General features: G+C 43.6%; 15 protein-coding genes. 7 read left to right on the top strand and 8 right to left on the bottom strand.

Translation table 11 applies throughout. From position 1 onward, the window contains the following. Positions 1-179 precede the first annotated feature (179 nt). Positions 180-1,292, top strand: coding sequence for an FAD-binding oxidoreductase (locus tag Q0037_RS07870; protein WP_297517088.1), 1,113 nt, complete (start codon positions 180-182; stop codon positions 1,290-1,292). 7 nt (positions 1,293-1,299) lie between these two features. Then, on the top strand, positions 1,300-1,986 hold the full coding sequence (gene mtgA, locus Q0037_RS07865; RefSeq protein WP_297517087.1) for a monofunctional biosynthetic peptidoglycan transglycosylase: 687 nt from the start codon (positions 1,300-1,302) through the stop codon (positions 1,984-1,986). Between the two features lie 37 nt (positions 1,987-2,023). On the opposite strand, the gene Q0037_RS07860 is transcribed toward mtgA, so the two are convergent. Further along, a complete protein-coding gene (locus tag Q0037_RS07860; protein ID WP_297517086.1) occupies positions 2,024-2,404 on the bottom strand; it encodes a DoxX protein in 381 nt (126 codons plus the stop codon). Between the two features lie 158 nt (positions 2,405-2,562). On the opposite strand from Q0037_RS07860, the gene Q0037_RS07855 reads away from it, so the two are divergent. Next, positions 2,563-3,366: a TIGR00266 family protein gene (locus Q0037_RS07855; RefSeq protein ID WP_297517085.1), complete on the top strand. Its 804-nt coding sequence runs from the start codon at positions 2,563-2,565 to the stop codon at positions 3,364-3,366. A 48-nt stretch (positions 3,367-3,414) separates the two neighbouring features. Here the strand turns inward: Q0037_RS07855 and Q0037_RS07850 are convergent, their stop codons facing one another. The 7 genes from Q0037_RS07850 to Q0037_RS07820 all read right to left on the bottom strand — a co-directional run bounded on the left by Q0037_RS07850 (position 3,415) and on the right by Q0037_RS07820 (position 11,551). Continuing rightward, positions 3,415-3,987: a type 1 periplasmic binding fold superfamily protein gene (locus Q0037_RS07850; protein ID WP_297517084.1), complete on the bottom strand. Its 573-nt coding sequence runs from the start codon at positions 3,985-3,987 to the stop codon at positions 3,415-3,417. A gap of 26 nt (positions 3,988-4,013) precedes the next feature. Next, entirely contained in the window at positions 4,014-6,392 is a 2,379-nt protein-coding gene (locus Q0037_RS07845) for a TonB-dependent receptor (RefSeq protein ID WP_297517083.1), read from the bottom strand. A gap of 33 nt (positions 6,393-6,425) precedes the next feature. Beyond that, positions 6,426-6,776, bottom strand: a complete 351-nt coding sequence (locus Q0037_RS07840; RefSeq protein WP_297517082.1) for a DUF2946 family protein — start codon at positions 6,774-6,776, stop codon at positions 6,426-6,428. An 87-nt stretch (positions 6,777-6,863) separates the two neighbouring features. Beyond that, positions 6,864-7,853 (bottom strand): aspartate-semialdehyde dehydrogenase, encoded by a 990-nt coding sequence (locus tag Q0037_RS07835; protein ID WP_297517081.1) that lies wholly within the window; start codon positions 7,851-7,853, stop codon positions 6,864-6,866. A 167-nt stretch (positions 7,854-8,020) separates the two neighbouring features. Then, positions 8,021-8,398, bottom strand: a complete 378-nt coding sequence (mscL, locus tag Q0037_RS07830) for a large conductance mechanosensitive channel protein MscL (protein WP_297517080.1) — start codon at positions 8,396-8,398, stop codon at positions 8,021-8,023. Positions 8,399-8,474: 76 nt separating this feature from the next. Continuing rightward, positions 8,475-10,919 carry a bifunctional UDP-N-acetylmuramoyl-tripeptide:D-alanyl-D-alanine ligase/alanine racemase gene (locus Q0037_RS07825; RefSeq protein ID WP_297517079.1) on the bottom strand — a complete coding sequence of 815 codons (2,445 nt, stop codon included), beginning with the start codon at positions 10,917-10,919 and terminating at the stop codon, positions 8,475-8,477. Positions 10,920-10,924: 5 nt separating this feature from the next. Further along, a complete protein-coding gene (locus Q0037_RS07820) occupies positions 10,925-11,551 on the bottom strand; it encodes a thymidine kinase (protein WP_297517078.1) in 627 nt (208 codons plus the stop codon). 199 nt (positions 11,552-11,750) lie between these two features. Here Q0037_RS07820 and Q0037_RS07815 point away from each other — a divergent pair, with 199 nt between their 5' ends. Genes Q0037_RS07815 through Q0037_RS07800 form a run of 4 tightly spaced genes read left to right on the top strand, consistent with a single transcriptional unit; the run spans position 11,751 to position 16,418 of the window. Continuing rightward, complete coding sequence (locus tag Q0037_RS07815; protein ID WP_297517077.1) at positions 11,751-12,743, top strand: hypothetical protein; 993 nt, start codon at positions 11,751-11,753, stop codon at positions 12,741-12,743. After that, positions 12,744-13,421 (top strand): 16S rRNA (cytidine(1402)-2'-O)-methyltransferase, encoded by a 678-nt coding sequence (rsmI, locus tag Q0037_RS07810; RefSeq protein ID WP_297517076.1) that lies wholly within the window; start codon positions 12,744-12,746, stop codon positions 13,419-13,421. It abuts the gene before it with no gap. A 47-nt stretch (positions 13,422-13,468) separates the two neighbouring features. Beyond that, positions 13,469-15,169 carry a single-stranded-DNA-specific exonuclease RecJ gene (gene recJ, locus Q0037_RS07805; protein WP_297517075.1) on the top strand — a complete coding sequence of 567 codons (1,701 nt, stop codon included), beginning with the start codon at positions 13,469-13,471 and terminating at the stop codon, positions 15,167-15,169. After that, complete coding sequence (locus tag Q0037_RS07800) at positions 15,162-16,418, top strand: MFS transporter (protein WP_297517074.1); 1,257 nt, start codon at positions 15,162-15,164, stop codon at positions 16,416-16,418. Before recJ ends, Q0037_RS07800 begins: the two co-directional genes overlap by 8 nt. Positions 16,419-16,461 lie beyond the last annotated feature (43 nt).

Raw genomic sequence — 16,461 nt, 5'->3', positions numbered from 1 at the left:
TGAAGTCGAAAGTATTAAGTTTTTGTTAAGCAATTGCGAATCATTAACAAAAGATATTAACAAATCGATAAAATGCAGCACTTTAAACATGTATTTTATAACAATTTTACAATCTCATTGTTGTTTACCCATTATCAAAAAAGGAATAAAAAATCTGCGTATTTTCGTGAAAAAAAGAAATGACCTATAGTTTTTGGGAAATAAAAAATTGGTTTGCGAATATTGATTACACCATCGTTGGGAGTGGAATTGTAGGATTGCATTGCGCTTTACAGTTACGGGAACGGTTTCCACAAGCTAAAATACTTGTGCTAGAACGCGGTATTTTGCCCCAAGGTGCCAGCACTAAAAACGCAGGATTTGCCTGTTTTGGAAGTATTTCAGAAGTTATTGACGACTTGAAAACGCATTCCGAAGAGGAAGTGATACAATTGATCCAAAAACGTTGGGAGGGACTGCAACTTTTACGCAAAAACATCGGCGATGACCTATTGGATTTTAAGCCTCATGGCGGATATGAATTGTTTTTAAAAAAAGACGAAAGCTTATATCAAGAATGTTTGCAAAAAATTCCCTTCGTCAATGACCTTTTAAAACCGCTTTTTAAATCGGATGTTTTTGCCCGCGAAATGGATCGATTTGATTTTAAAGGCATCCACGAATATGTTGTTTTCAATCCCTTTGAAGCCCAAATCGACACGGGAAATATGATGCAAGTTTTACTGCAAAAAGCCGCTGCCGCGGGCATTCTAATCCTCAACCAAATGGAGGTCAAGAACCATTATGAAAGCAACAATCAGGTGCACGTTGAATTAGAACATATAAGCTTTACCTCCCAAAAATTACTCTTTACGACCAATGGCTTTGCCGGAGGGATTACACAAAATGCGGTTCGTCCTGCTCGTGCCCAAGTGTTGATTACCGAACCCATTCCAGACTTAGATATTCGAGGTACTTTTCATTTGGACCGCGGGTATTATTATTTCCGTAATTTTGAAAACCGAATTCTATTAGGCGGCGGGCGAAATTTGGATTTTGAAGGAGAAACCACCACTTCAATGGAAATTACTCCTACAATTCAATCCCAATTAGACCAACTGTTAAATGAAGTCATCCTTCCGGGTAAAGAGGTAAACGTTGCACACCGCTGGAGTGGTATTATGGGCATTGGGACTAGTAAAAAACCCATAGTAGAGCGTTTATCAGAACATACCTATTGTGGCGTTCGCATGGGCGGTATGGGTGTCGCCATCGGGAGTTTGGTTGGAAAAGAATTAGCGGATTTGATTTAATCTCACTATGAAACGATTCTTGAAAATTGTTCGGAAAATTATCCTTTGGTTTTTTGGTTTATCCATTGGTAGTGTCATTTTATTTAAATGGGTGCCCATCCCGTTTACGCCTTTAATGATTACGCGCGCTATTGAAAACAAATGGGAAGGTAAAGAAATGATTTGCAACCACGATTGGGTGCCGTTGGATAGTATTTCGGTCAATCTTCAACGGGCGGTTATTGCTAGTGAAGATGGAACTTTTGAAGAACATTGGGGTTTTGATTTTACCGCGATGCAAAAAGCGTTCAAAAACAACCAAAAAGGACGTCGCATCAAAGGGGGAAGTACGATTTCACAACAAACCGCCAAAAATGTATTCCTATGGCAAGGGAGAAGTTATGTGCGAAAAATTTTCGAAGCCTATTTTACCGTTTTGATTGAAGTAATTTGGGGTAAAGAACGCATCATGGAGGTATACCTCAACAGTATTGAAATGGGCGATGGCGTGTATGGCGCCGAAGCTGCTGCACACTATTGGTATGGCCATTCGGTACGCTCCTTAACCAAACGGGAAGCGGCCGGTATCGCTGCCATTCTCCCAAATCCTCGAAAATATAAACCCGTCAATAGCTCGAGCTACATTGAACGACGAAAAGATAAAATACTGCGCATTATGCGGCATGTGAAACGTCCCAGCTATTTAGAACCTTAAAAAAAGCGTTGTTTTTATAGAACAACGCTTTTCTTTTTTATAAAAATAATGATCGGTATTGCGACCAATGTTTGTAAATTAAAATACTATTCAAAACGGCGATTACCAATGCCACTAGCATCCCTGAAGCATCCAAGAATAAATGGAAGAGCAAAATATTGATTGAAATTGGCGCTAACATAATTAAAGCAAAAGCAATCCATTTTCGAGTCAATAACAATGCCCCGATGAATACTTCCAAAATCCCTAACACTTTTAAAACATATCCCGTAGCTGCCAAAGAAGTCATAAATGATGCTGCATTATCAGGCAACTGGGGTAACGGAATAATCGGCGATGGAAGAACCTTGTTGAGTCCAAAAACCACCAAGACGAGGCCCAGCAATATTCGGACAATTTTAGTAAACATTGAATTCATAATATACAGGTTTATTGGTTATCATTATGGTAAAAATATAACATTATTTATTTATTTTTTGCATTCATATTGTTAATTTATAAAAATAATCTTTTAAAGTTCCTCCGTTGTAACGTTTAATTTAGGGTTCACACTAATTGATATAAAAAATAATTGACATGAATGCACATGAAATTGACTACACCATTTATGGTGAAGAAATGCAATACATAGCCATTGAATTGGATCCTCAAGAAGTAGTGGTTGCCGAAGCGGGAAGTTTTATGATGATGGACCACGGCATCCAAATGGAAACCATCTTTGGCGATGGCTCGGCGCAACAATCCAGTGGAATCTTTGGAAAATTACTATCGGCAGGAAAACGGGTGTTAACCGGCGAAAGTTTGTTTATGACCGCTTACCTCAACCCGCATCCTGAAAAACGAAAGGTTTGTTTCGCTTCCCCCTATCCAGGCAAAATTATTCCGATTGACTTAAAGCAATACAACGGTAAATTTATTTGTCAAAAAGACGCTTTTTTGTGTGCAGCAAAAGGAGTCGCTGTGGGCATTGAATTTTCACGTAAACTAGGTCGTGGTCTTTTTGGGGGTGAAGGATTCATCATGCAAAAACTAGAGGGAGATGGAATGGCATTTGTCCACGCTGGGGGAACTTTGGCGCGTCGGGATTTGAGTCCTGGCGAAATCCTAAAAGTCGACACGGGTTGTATCGTAGGATTTTCACAAGAAGTTGATTATGACATTGAATTTATCGGCGGCATCAAAAACTCATTATTTGGTGGTGAAGGACTCTTTTTTGCCACACTTCGCGGTCCGGGTACGGTATACATTCAATCGCTTCCCTTTAGTCGTTTGGCCGATCGAATTATAGCTTCAGCTCCTAAAGCCGGAGGTAGCTCTCGTGAAGAAGGCAGTCTCTTGGGAGGACTTGGCAACTTATTGGACGGAGATAATCGTTTTTAAACAAAAAAGCCTAACAAAATCGTTAGGCTTTTTTTTGAATCTTTCCAATTAGTTAATGGTAATTGGATATTGTACTTGTGCATCGGTACTTCCTCCTGCATTGGTAATATCACCAGCCGCAACTCCAACCGCAGCTTTGTTAGGCATGTGGCGTAAAGTCACCGTTAAATTGCCTGTTCCTACATTTCCTGACAAATAATTGAAAGAAAGGCCTATCGGTTTACCAGAAGAATCAGAATCGGTGTAGGTAAATGTTCCTAACCCACTTGTCGGTTGAAAAAATACCTGGTGTTCTAATCCTTCTGCTAAGATTTCTGCCGTTTTATCTTCTGCAGGGGTTTGAGCCTCGTTCAAGAAACTTACCGTTCCTGTATAGGCAGTGTTTGGTGCTAAATTCCCCGAAGCGGTTACCACAGGAGCATTGGGTCCATCTCCATCCAAATCTTTTGAAGTCAAGGTAATCACTTGTCCACCTCCTGTTAAGCGAACTGTTACGGTGGTAATCACCTCTTCTTCATTAACGGGCGTATTGTTATCATCGCTACAGGATACCATTCCAAGAGTTAAAGCAGCTACAGCAAGGACACGAATTGATTTTTGTACTTTTTCTAAAGTGTTCATTTTTTTCATTTTTTTAAAGTTAGAAGTTAAAAATTGTAACGTAATTGAACTTGAATATTTCTTCCCATTTCATCCGCAAAAAAACGTTGCCGATTTAAATAATTACGATACCTAGTATTTCCGATATTTTGCACCCCGAGTCCTATAACCCACGCTGATTTATTTTTCGCAACCAAAGTAATTGCCGCATTCCAATCCCATAGCACATACCCAGGTGGTGGTGTACTTACATCAACGGTTACCGGCACCAACTGATTATTGACAACAATGGACGCGTCAATATTCGTATTGGGATAACGGTGTTGCTGTGTCATCCACAAGCAACGCAATTGTGTCGTCAACCCATGCCACTGCGGATATTCAAACTGAATATGTTGGGTGATATTAAATGGAGGAATATCAATAATTGGCGTATCCGTAGTTTGATCTTGCGCATACACCATCGCTCCCATCACGCCATAACTCCAATGGGCATTCCAACGTACTTGGGCATTCCAATCCAATCCCAACAGTAAAGCGTTGGTGCGTTGGTACTCCCAAACGGGAAAAGCGCCGCGAATCGTGGTTTCAAAACCTACGGGACGCAAATACATAAAATCCTGAATGCGATTCATGTAAGGGGTGGCTGTTAGGGTAAATGGTGTACTTCTATAATTGATTTCCAAGGCGGTTTTAAATGCTTTTTCCTGCGTTAAATTCAAATCGCCCAATTCAATCATCCCGGTAGCATGATGCAATCCATCACTAAACAATTCCGAGGGATTCGGATTGCGTACGGCCCGGCCCAAACTCAGTAGAACGTCCCAACGCGCATTGGCATTCCAGCGTATCCCTGCCGATGCACTCAGATTATGGAAAAGAAACTCCGGACGGGTATTCCACTGCGAGCCTGTGTCGCCAACAATAAAATGGTCAAATTGAGGGCTGTAATTGCGTTCGTTCCAGCGGGATTTGAGGAAAAACTTTTGGGCCATCATTTGCGAAAAATCATACCGAATACCCGCTTCAGCAGTCCATTTTGGGGCAAAAGCATATTGATACACCCCATACCCCCCAAAATCCACTTTTTCATAGGTGGGAATCAAAGGCCGAATACCCGTATCAGGACTCGCTGCATTGTGCTGGTATTGCCCCATGACGCCCACTTTTAAAACCGACTTTTCCGTTTGTTTTTTGTAATCCGACAAAAGAGTATGCGTGGTCAACGTCAAATCCAACGAAGGCGTGTTTCGGGCTTGTCCCCGACGGATATCGTATTCAAAGCGTTGATTGTACTGCATTTCATATTGGGTATTCCAACTTTCTGAATCGGATAACGTATAATTCAAAAACAGTTTTCCTCGCCAATGACGTACTTCCTGTTTGGGATTGGAAATTCCGTACCCAAAATCACCCACAAAATAAGGCTGTCCGCTAGTAATGGCATAGTACAAATCGGTGACGTTCCCAATATGAGAAGCGGTTAAAATGGCCATTTGCGATTGATAAAAACTCGCAGCAGCACCCCAAACCACTTTTTTTCCAATATGTTTCACATCACCAGTAAACGAATACTCACGGCTCCCCGAATTGGACAGCACATAATCGGGCGCTTCTCGATCGCCAAAATACTTCATCCCGGTTTGTACATTCCATGCCCAATCGCAAAAATTTCCACGGTGAACGGCCGCATTAACCGCACCACCGCGTCCATTGGATTGCAAACTGACTACAGCGCTACCCGAAAGCGTATCTTTGGCAAATGCAAGGGGTTCTATAAGGATTAGTCCCCCAATGGCATCACCGCCATATTGCAACGCACCAGCCCCTTTAATCACACTGATTTTCCCCGCCGTGTTACTATCAAAATTGGGGGCATGATCGACTCCCCATTGTTGGTCTTCGCTGCGAATCCCATTGACTACAATGGGAACACGACTACTGTGCAATCCTTGTAGTACGGGTTTGGCAATGGTACTTCCTGTTCGTAAAATACTAACCCCGGGAATTTCGGCCAAAACTTCTGCCAGACTTCGCGCTGCATTTCGTTGCAACTCGACCGTTTTTACTTTGGCTTCCACCACAAGACCTTTGTTGGAAACTGGATTCCCCTTAACAGCTACTTCTTGCAATACAACAGGGTCTTTTTGCAAGCGGAGTACCAAATCTTGTGCTTGGGTTACCACAATAAGCGTATCCTTTCGTAGGTAACCCACATAGGTAACAAACACTTTGTGCTTGCCTTGGGGGACATTACGAAATTGAAACGTGCCGTCTTTTTGTGCATTGACGGACTGGTCGGAAAGGTGAATATGCGCGCCTTCGAGCGGTTGCTGTTGGGAACCATATACAATCCCCGTTACGGTGTGTTGCCCACATAAAAGGAAACCCCACAGCAAGGAGAAGACATAAAAAATTCTTGACATGGATAATGCATTAAGATCATACAAACGAGTGTATTATCCTAATGGCGGTGCGCGAAGTGCGGGGTGAAAGCCGGAATACCCGGAAATCGAAATACTATGGAAAGAAAATAGTTCCTGGGGGAAATTAGAATCCGGCCAAAGCGTGAATTCTAATGCAATGGGTTTTACGTAAGCGCCAAAAGCAAACTCACATTGAAAACACTTTTCATAATCATGATGGGCGTGAGAAACCTCAGTAGTCCCTTGGGTATAATGATGATGGCAGTGCGCGGTTTCAAATTCGTGTACAAGGTGACCGACCGCATGGACCGCCTGCAATACGACAACTCCCAGAAAGGCAAGGGATAAAATTCCACCAAAAAGTAACCGACGAACATTCATCATGGGTCAAAGATAAAGTTTCAGCAAAAAAATACCCGTCGATTTACCATTTTTTTAAGAACCGACGGGAATATATTTGTAAGAAGTAGATTATACGAGTTCGTGCGCTACCAAATATTCGGCAATTTGAATAGCATTGGTGGCGGCTCCTTTGCGTAAATTATCGGCTACAACCCACATATTTACGGTGTTCGGCTGACTTTCATCTTGGCGAATGCGCCCCACAAACACTTCATCTTTTCCGTGGGCATAGAGCGGCATCGGATAAGTGTACGTATCGGTGTTGTCTTGTACGACAACGCCGGGGGTATGGTGCAAGATTTCGCGGATTTCATTCAGGTTACAGGGATGATGAAACTCCACATTTAAGGCTTCACTGTGGCCGCCTACCACGGGAATACGAATGGCGGTGGCGGTGACATGAATCTTGTCGTCGCCGATGATTTTCTTGGTTTCGCGGGTGAGTTTCATTTCCTCCTTGGTGTAGCCGTTGGCCTCAAACACGTCGCACTGTGGAATGGCGTTGCGGTGAATTTGGTATTTGTAGGCCATTTCCCCTTGTATACCGGCATATTCATTTTCCAATTGTTGAACCGCTTTTACGCCTGTTCCCGTAATGGATTGATAGGTAGAAACCACCACGCGTTTTACCCCGTATTTTTGGTGTAATGGCGCCAAAACCATCACCATTTGAATGGTAGAACAGTTGGGATTGGCAATGATTTTATCGGCTTTGGTTAACTCGTGGGCATTGATTTCGGGCACGACCAATTTCTTGGTGGGATCCATGCGCCAAGCCGAGGAGTTGTCGATTACGGTAGTGCCCACTTCGGCAAATTTGGGAGCCCAATCTAAAGAAGTTTGGCCGCCAGCCGAAAACAAGGCGATATCTGGATGCCTGTCAACGGCTGTTTGCAATCCGACTACGGTGTAGCCTTTCCCTTTCCAAGTGATTTCTTTCCCAACAGACTTCTCGGAAGCGACAGGAATTAATTCGGTTACGGGAAAATTTCGATCGGCTAACATTTGTAGCATCACTTCGCCTACCATACCGGTAGCACCAACAACGGCAACTTTCATGGTCTTTCTGTTTTAAGTTGAAATTTGACTAGTTTGCGATTCAAGAAAACGAACAGTTCCTTGAACAGTCCCGCAAAAATAACGAGAAATCACGTCGGTTGGTACATTTTAAATAAGAAAAACCACTCGTAATGAAGTGGCTTTAGTTAGCATATATAGGTAGCGGTTTACTTCTTCAATAAATCACGTATTTCGGCTAACAATTGCTCTTGTGTCGGTCCCGCAGGCGCTGCTGGAGCGGATGCTTCTTTTTTCTTCATGCCATTAATTCCTTTAACCATCAAGAAGATGACAAAGGCAATTACTAAGAAACTGATTACTGCGGCTAAAAATTTACCGTACAAGATTCCGCCCTCGGTTTTTAATCCGGCTAAATCTTCAACATGAGCGGCTTTCAAGGCAGGATTCAAAATCGCTGGAGTAATTACATCCGACACTAATGACGTTACAATCGCGCCAAAAGCACCTCCTATAATGACCCCTACGGCCAAATCCATGGCATTCCCCTTGGCGATAAAATCTTTAAATTCTGATACCATTCCCATTTTTATTCGTTTTTTAAGGTTAGTAGTTCAAAGCTATGGATTTTAACAAAAAAAAGGCCCAGTTAATTTAAAAATCTTACTCCCGATAAAAAATTCGCTTCACGCGTTGGGAGATCGAAGTCATGATTTCGTAGGGAATGGTCTCCAATACCTGCGCCATGTGAATTACCGAGGGGTCTTTCCCAAAAACAATCACTTCATGCCCTTCTTTACAGTCAATATTGGTCACATCGACCATCAGCATGTCCATACAAATGCTGCCGAGAATCGTCGCGCGTTTTCCTTTTATCACCACATACCCTTTGCCGTTGCCCCAATGGCGCGAGATACCGTCGGCGTAACCAATAGGCACGGTAGCCACGCGGGTCAAGCGTTCGGCCATAAATCGGCGACTATAGCCCACACTTTCACCGGGTTCGATGACCCGAATTTGCGAAATAACCGACTTTAACGTGGCGACTTGCTCCAGTAATTTTTGCTCGTCTTCGTCATTGGATATTCCATACAACCCGATGCCTAAACGTACCATATCGTATTGTGCTTGACCGAAATTGGAGATGCCCGACGTATTTAAAATGTGGCGAATGGGTTGTATGTTTAATGCCTCCATGAGTTGGGTTGACAGGTCCTCAAATAAAGAAAGTTGTGCCAAGGTAAAATCAACAAACTTCATGTCGTCACTCGCCGCCAAATGCGACAAAATACTTTTCACTTCCACGGCTTGGGTTTGCTGCAAACGGGCAATCAAGGCAGGAATATCTTGTTCCATAAATCCCAATCGGTGCATGCCCGTATCGAGTTTGATATGAATAGGAAAACGCTTCAATTTTTTCTGCTCCGCCAATTTGACAAAAGCATGCAACCCCTTTAAAGAATAAATCTCTGGTTCGAGACCGTGTTGTAATAACGAAGGATAACTTGTGCTCTCGGGATTCAACACCATGATCGGCAATTGGATTCCCGCTTGCTTCAACGCTACGCCTTCATCGGCAAAAGCTACCCCCAGATAATCCACCTTGTGATGGGCGAGCAACTTGGCTATTTCATACCCGCCATTGCCGTAGCTGAAGGCTTTGACCATCACCATGAGTTTGGTTTGGGTGTATAATTTAGCTTTGTAAAAATTGAGGTTGTGACTGATGGCATTAAGGTTGATTTCAAGCACCGTTTCGTGGGTTTTCTCCTCCAAAACCGTGACTATATCCTCAAAATGAAAATGACGTGCCCCCTTGATTAATATTGTTTCTTGCTCAAAAACCAACGTATCGATCACGTCCAAAAAGGCTTGGGTCGAAGGGAAAGCCAAACAATTGGGAAATTTCCTTTTGTAAGCACTAATCGTAGGCCCGATGGCAATCACCCGGTTGATATGATTGGACACCACGAGCAACGAAACTTGTGCATACAAAGCGTCATTATCTAATCCACTCTGAAAAATATCGGAGAGAATGAGCGTCTTCTTTTTAAACTGCTGCTGACTTTCTAGAAAATCCAAAGCAATTTTCAACGATTGAAAATCCGAACTGTAACTGTCGTCAATTAAGCGGGTTTGGTGCTGGCCGTTTTTGACTTTAAGTCGCATTTCTACAGGATACAATTGCGCCATGCGTTCCTGAATCACCGCTTCATCATAACGTAAATACAACAGCACCATCAAACAATGTATGGCATTTTCTATAGAGGCAAAATCCGAAAACGGGATGACGACTTTAAAACATTGTTTTTGGTAGGTAATTCGCAATTCGGTGTAGTCGGGATGCTCGTCGGCCATGACAAACACATCCGCTTTTTTATCATCTGAACTCCAAGTAAATGTGCGTATTGTAGATGGCAAAAAAGCTTCGATGGTTCGGTTTTTATTTAAAATCAAAAGCTCCACCTCCGAAAACAACGTAAGCTTTTCTTTGATTTTTTCGCCCGCACTTTGAAAACCTTCGTCGTGTGCTGAACCTATATTGGTCAAAATTCCTAAGGTGGGTTGGATAATTTTTTGCAAATGCACCATTTCATCCACCGTCGAAATTCCTGCTTCAAAAATACCCAGGTTGTGTTTTTCATTGATCCCCAATACCGATAGAGGCACACCGACTTGCGAATTATAACTCTTGGGACTGCGAATAATATGATAATCGGGACTCAATAAAAAATTAAGCCATTCTTTAACGATGGTTTTACCGTTGCTACCCGTCACGCCTATGATTGGAAACATAAACTCCGATCGATAAGCAGTGGCCAATTGTTGCAAGGCTATCAAGGTATCGGGAACAATCAAAAAGTTGGCTTTCCCCACTAAAGCCTCAGGAACTCTTTGAACCACAAAATTGGTGACTCCTTGGGTATATACCGTTTCCAAAAAATCATGCCCATCATGATTGGGGCCGCGTAACGCGAAAAACAAGGTGTGCTGGCCATTTTGCAACGAACGGCTATCAATAGACACGGCATCTACGATCGCGATATCATGCGGCCCTTGAAATTGCGCTTTCAAAATAGGAACGAGGGTGCGAATAGAACGTGTCACAGCAGTTAGGAATTGAGTTCGGTCGATAAATCCTCTGGGTCGTTAACTTCAATATGTTCGCGCATCGCCTTGTAATACGCCGCACGACTAAGCGGTTCGTATTCTTCGGTTTCCCCCAAAAGAACTAGATTATCGTTATTGGATTTACGGTAACTGTAATGAGCGAGATTGCCCGTGCGGGTGCATACGGCGTGGACTTTGGTTACATATTCAGCAGTAGCCATAAGCGCGGGCATGGGACCAAAGGGATTTCCTTTAAAGTCCATATCGAGTCCGGCCACAATGACCCGAATGCCAGAATTGGCCAAATCATTGCAAATTTTTACGATTTCATCATCAAAAAATTGGGCTTCATCAATTCCGACGACATCACACCCTTGCGCCAAAATAGCAATGTTTGCGGCTGCAGGAACGGGAGTGGAGCGAATTTCATTTTTGTTGTGCGAAACGACCATTGCTTCATCATAGCGCACATCGATGGCAGGCTTAAAAATTTCTACTTTTTGTTTGGCAAATTGCGCCCGCCGTAAACGCCGAATCAATTCCTCTGTTTTCCCTGAAAACATGGAGCCGCAGATGACTTCTATCCACCCAAATTGCTCTTCGTGATTAACCGTATTTTCTAAAAACATTTACTAAATTGGTTAGATGAATTTAGGTTTTTCTGTTACATTTGTACAGAAACAAAAATATCAAAATTCCCCTGACTTGCTCCGGTTATTGGGATAAAGTTATGAAGAGTTTGCATATTTTTGAAGGAAATGACTGTACAAAAGACCCAACGCGGACTACCCTAAGGTAGCGACCGTATACCCAAAATTGTAATGCACCATGAAAAAAAGACTGGAAGCTGAATTGATTAGTATTGCACACCGCATTTTAAAACTACGCAACAAATCGGAAGTAGACCAACTCTACACGGAAACCCGAAAATTATACGAAACCCTTGCGGTTTTAAAATTTTACGGCGATCATTTTGAAACGCTGAAAAATGAAATCAGCGCAGAAGAACTTGAAAACCACCTCGAAGCCGCACTTACTTCTCCGGAAGTGGTTACAGCGCCTGCAGTTGATTTGACTCCAGCCGTTGAAGAAACTCCTGCGCCTGTCATAGAAGTTATGGTAACGGAAGAAGTTATGGAAGAACCCGTTGCAATGGAAACGAACGAGGAAACACCCGCAATCCCTGAGGAAACCGCTGAAGAGTCGACGGAAACCGCACCTGACGAAGAAGAAACCCCCGAAGAAGAACCCGTTATTGTGGGAGAAATTACTTTGGAGGAGGAAGAAATGGAAGAAGATATTCCAATGACGGAAGCCAAATCGGACTTGGATTTCGAACCTATTTTTGAATTGGCCGCTGCGCCTATAGAAGAAGCGGTATCCCATTCGGAGCCTGAAGTTCCTACCGCTTTAATTGAAGAGCCCAAAGTTGAGGCACCAAAAAAAGACGAACCCAAACAAATTTCCTTTGAAGAATTGTTGGGGGAAAATTACAGCGAACCCATTTTTGTTAAACCCGATGATGTGGTCGTACCGCCCTCCCTTAAAAATGTGATTGATGAACAAGGAAAGTCCTTGAACGAAATGCATTCAAAATCCATCAACATTGGCTTAAACGATAAAATTGCCTTCGTGAAATATTTGTTTGCTGACAGCACCGAAGATTACAACCGCGTCTTGTCGCAATTGAATTCCTTCTCCACTTTTGAAGAAGCCAAAGATTTTATCGACGAAATCATCAAACCCGATTACAACAATTGGGAAGGTGTAGACGATTATGCCGAACGATTTATCGCGATTGTGTCCAAAAAATTCTCATAAATGGGTAAATTGTATTTGGTTCCTACGCCTATTGGCAACTTAGACGACATGACGTTTCGTGCCGTAAAAGTCTTAAAGGAGGCCGATATCATTTTGGCAGAAGATACGCGCAATAGCGGTAAACTTTTGAAACATTGCGACATTGCGACACCCATGCAAAGCCACCACATGCACAACGAACACAAAACGGTGGACCATTGGGTAAAACGCATCCAAGCGGGGGAAACTGTTGCCTTGATTAGTGATGCGGGCACGCCTGCGATTTCCGATCCTGGATTTCTATTGACCCGAGCCTGTGTAGAAAATGGGATTGAAGTAGATTGCCTACCCGGAGCAACGGCCTTTGTTCCTGCCTTAGTAAACAGTGGTTTGCCCAACGATCGGTTTGTTTTTGAAGGCTTTTTACCCGAAAAAAAGGGACGACAAACACGCTACCTTCAACTCGCAGAAGAAACCCGAACCATGATTCTGTATGTTTCGCCGCATAAGTTGGTGAAAACCTTGGGCGAATTTGTGCAGTATTTTGGGGCCGATCGCCCGGTTTCGATTTCCCGTGAAATCACCAAATTACACGAGGAAACCCTACGCGGTACCGCCGAAGAAGTACTGAAACACTATGAAGCTAAACCCCCGAAAGGCGAAATTGTCGCTGTGGTGGCGGGGAAACCCACGAAATAAATGAGAATACATGTTTATATACGCCAACCTTTTAAAACCTAACTCTTATGCGCTGGAACTTTCACTCAAAGCCGAATCCCACAGCCGTACGCCATTTGATGGACGTACTGCATGTCGATGAACTTGTTGCCCAATTATTAGTCCAACGAGGCATCACCACCTACGAAGAAGCCAAAGGATTTTTTCGCCCTACCCTAAACGACTTACACAATCCGTATCTCATGAAAGATATGGAACAAGCCGTAGTTCGCATTGAACAAGCCATTAATAACCGAGAAAACATCCTCGTTTTTGGCGATTATGATGTGGATGGAACCACGGCCGTGTCGCTGATGGCCTCGTACCTTCGCAGTTTTTATCCCAATGTGGCCACCTATATTCCTGATCGTTATGCTGAAGGATACGGTGTGTCGTTCCAAGGAATCGATTTTGCCGAGGATAATAACATGACCTTGATCATCGCTTTGGACTGCGGTATCAAATCCATCGACCATGTCAACTATGCCAAAGCCAAAGGCATCGATTTTATCATCTGTGATCACCATCGTCCCGGAGATACGCTTCCTGATGCGGTGGCGGTTTTGGACCCCAAACGCGACGATTGCACCTATCCCTATGACGAACTCTGTGGATGTGGTGTGGGATTCAAACTGATCCAAGCTTTGTCGGAACGGCGTGGGCAAACGCTATTCGACCTAATTCCGTATCTCGATTTGGTGGCTACCGCTATCGCCGCCGACATTGTACCCATCACGGGTGAAAATCGGGTACTGGCCAAATTTGGCTTACAAGTCATCAATGAAAATCCGCGCCCTGGCATCAAAGCCTTACTGACTCAAGTCAAGAAAAGCGAACTCACCATAACCGATGTCGTGTTTATCATTGCACCACGCATTAATGCCGCAGGACGCATACAACATGGGAACGCCGCCGTAAGTTTGTTGACCGAAATGAATTTAGAACAAGCGGTTCAGTTTGCCACCGATATCGAGCAACACAACAAAGACCGCCGCGAACTCGACAAAACCATCACGGAAGAAGCCTTGAAACAAATTCAGGAATTGAATGAAACCGATCGTTTTACCACTGTGGTCTACCAAGAAAATTGGCACAAAGGCGTCATCGGTATCGTGGCCTCACGCCTCACAGAAACCTATTACCGTCCGACCATCGTGTTTACCAAAAGTGGCGATAAACTAGCCGCCTCTGCCCGTTCGGTCAAAGGTTTTGATTTGTACGAAGCCCTGGAGGCCTGTAGTGAACACCTTATTCAGTTTGGTGGACACATGTATGCAGCGGGCATGACTTTGGATGAAGAAAACTATCCTGCCTTCAAAGCCGCTTTCGAAGCAGTCGTCAAAAACACTATCGACCCCCATCTTTTAACTCCTGAAATGGCGGTCGATGCCGAAATCCAATTTTCGGAAATCACACCCAAGTTAATGCGGCTACTAAAACAATTTGAACCCTACGGTCCGGGCAATATGACGCCAACATTTCTCGCCAAAAACCTCTACGACACAGGCTATGGCAAACGCATTGGTAGCGACGAAACGCATTTGAAATTAACCCTCAAACAAGGCACCTCTGAAACGATAGGCGCTGTAGGTTTTGGCTTAGGCGATAAGGTAACCTTGATTGAAAACCGACAAAAAATGGATGCGGTTTTCTGTTTGGATGAAAATGAATTCAACGGTTCCGTAACTTTACAACTCCGTTTGAAAGATTTACGCAAGCACCATGACTAAAAACGACCCCTACGAAGCCCTGCGCTTTCGCGAATTTAACTTCTTCCTCCTCATGCGTTTTGCTTTGGTCTTTGCTTGGTCGATGCAGTTTGTCATCATCGAATGGGAAGTGTATTCCATGACGAAAGATCCGCTTTCGCTGGGGATTATCGGACTCATGGAAATCATCCCCGCGGTGAGTATGGCGCTGTTTGCGGGACATATCGTCGATCAAAACGAAAAGAAAAGCCTGTTGGTCAAATGTTTAATCGCTTTTTCACTCATCAGCCTGGGTTTGTTTGCCCTAACCCTCCCCGAAATTAAAGCACATTTTGCGGCACAAAATCTGCTCTATGCCATCTATGCTTTGGTATTTTGTGGAGGATTGGTGCGCGCCTTTATCACACCCTCCGTATTTTCACTATTGGGCCAGTTAATTCCGAAAAAAGTGTATCCCAACGCCTCCACTTGGAGTAGTTCGGTATGGCAAATCGCCGCCGTTACTGGGCCCGCCCTTTCGGGAATTGCCATTCGGTATTTTGGGGTGCATTGGTCGTTATGCATTGTATTCGGATGTACTGTTCTAGCGTTACTTTTTCTCACTCGAATAGAAAAGAAACCCATATTAAATACAAAAATTGGCGAACCCATGATGCAAAGTTTAAAAGAGGGAGTGCGGTTTGTATTTCAAAACAAAACGATTTTAAACGCCATCACACTTGACATGATCGCCGTGCTTTTCGGGGGTGCCATCGCACTACTCCCCGTTTTTGCCCAAGACATTTTAAACGTTGGCTCCGAAGGGTTTGGCATTTTACGCGCGGCTCCCGCTGTGGGTTCGTTTCTTACCATGATCTTAGCGGCTTATATTCCGTTGAACAAAAATGCGGGTATGAAATTGTTGGTGGCCATATTTCTGTTTGGCATGTGTATGATTGTCTTCGGTCTCTCGACGTACTTCTGGCTGTCGGTAGCCGCCTTATTTCTTAGTGGCGTATTTGACGGTGTGTCAGTGGTCATTCGCCAAACTATTTTACAACTCGAAACCCCCGATCACATGCGCGGAAGAGTCGCTTCAGTAAATTCCATTTTTGTGGGTTCATCCAATGAATTGGGTGCCTTTGAAAGCGGTGTTACCGCCAAATTGATGGGCACTGTAACGGCTGTAGTTTTTGGCGGCACAATGACGCTATTAACTGTGACGGCTACGGGATTACTCTCGCCTTCCTTCCGGAAATTGGACATTCATAAAAAAATTGAAGAATTATAATTTTTAGGCAGCAATAACCCCATCGTTCTTAGCAACACGATCC

This window comes from Flavobacterium sp. (assembly GCF_027482425.1).
GTDB lineage: Bacteria > Bacteroidota > Bacteroidia > Flavobacteriales > Flavobacteriaceae > Flavobacterium.
This window is presented reverse-complemented; position numbering and strand designations above follow the sequence as displayed.

What these genes read in the sequence shown, in the direction of transcription:
- Q0037_RS07870 (WP_297517088.1), top strand. Translation starts at nt 180, where the DNA reads ATGACCTATAGTTTTTGGGAAATAAAAAATTGGTTTGCGAATATTGAT.
- Q0037_RS07840 (WP_297517082.1), bottom strand. Translation starts at nt 6,776, where the DNA reads ATGATGAATGTTCGTCGGTTACTTTTTGGTGGAATTTTATCCCTTGCC.
- rsmI (WP_297517076.1), top strand. Translation starts at nt 12,744, where the DNA reads ATGGGTAAATTGTATTTGGTTCCTACGCCTATTGGCAACTTAGACGAC.
- Q0037_RS07815 (WP_297517077.1), top strand. Translation starts at nt 11,751, where the DNA reads ATGAAAAAAAGACTGGAAGCTGAATTGATTAGTATTGCACACCGCATT.
- mtgA (WP_297517087.1), top strand. Translation starts at nt 1,300, where the DNA reads ATGAAACGATTCTTGAAAATTGTTCGGAAAATTATCCTTTGGTTTTTT.
- Q0037_RS07820 (WP_297517078.1), bottom strand. Translation starts at nt 11,551, where the DNA reads ATGTTTTTAGAAAATACGGTTAATCACGAAGAGCAATTTGGGTGGATA.
- Q0037_RS07835 (WP_297517081.1), bottom strand. Translation starts at nt 7,853, where the DNA reads ATGAAAGTTGCCGTTGTTGGTGCTACCGGTATGGTAGGCGAAGTGATG.
- Q0037_RS07850 (WP_297517084.1), bottom strand. Translation starts at nt 3,987, where the DNA reads ATGAACACTTTAGAAAAAGTACAAAAATCAATTCGTGTCCTTGCTGTA.
- recJ (WP_297517075.1), top strand. Translation starts at nt 13,469, where the DNA reads ATGCGCTGGAACTTTCACTCAAAGCCGAATCCCACAGCCGTACGCCAT.
- Q0037_RS07845 (WP_297517083.1), bottom strand. Translation starts at nt 6,392, where the DNA reads ATGTCAAGAATTTTTTATGTCTTCTCCTTGCTGTGGGGTTTCCTTTTA.
- Q0037_RS07860 (WP_297517086.1), bottom strand. Translation starts at nt 2,404, where the DNA reads ATGAATTCAATGTTTACTAAAATTGTCCGAATATTGCTGGGCCTCGTC.
- Q0037_RS07800 (WP_297517074.1), top strand. Translation starts at nt 15,162, where the DNA reads ATGACTAAAAACGACCCCTACGAAGCCCTGCGCTTTCGCGAATTTAAC.
- Q0037_RS07855 (WP_297517085.1), top strand. Translation starts at nt 2,563, where the DNA reads ATGAATGCACATGAAATTGACTACACCATTTATGGTGAAGAAATGCAA.
- mscL (WP_297517080.1), bottom strand. Translation starts at nt 8,398, where the DNA reads ATGGGAATGGTATCAGAATTTAAAGATTTTATCGCCAAGGGGAATGCC.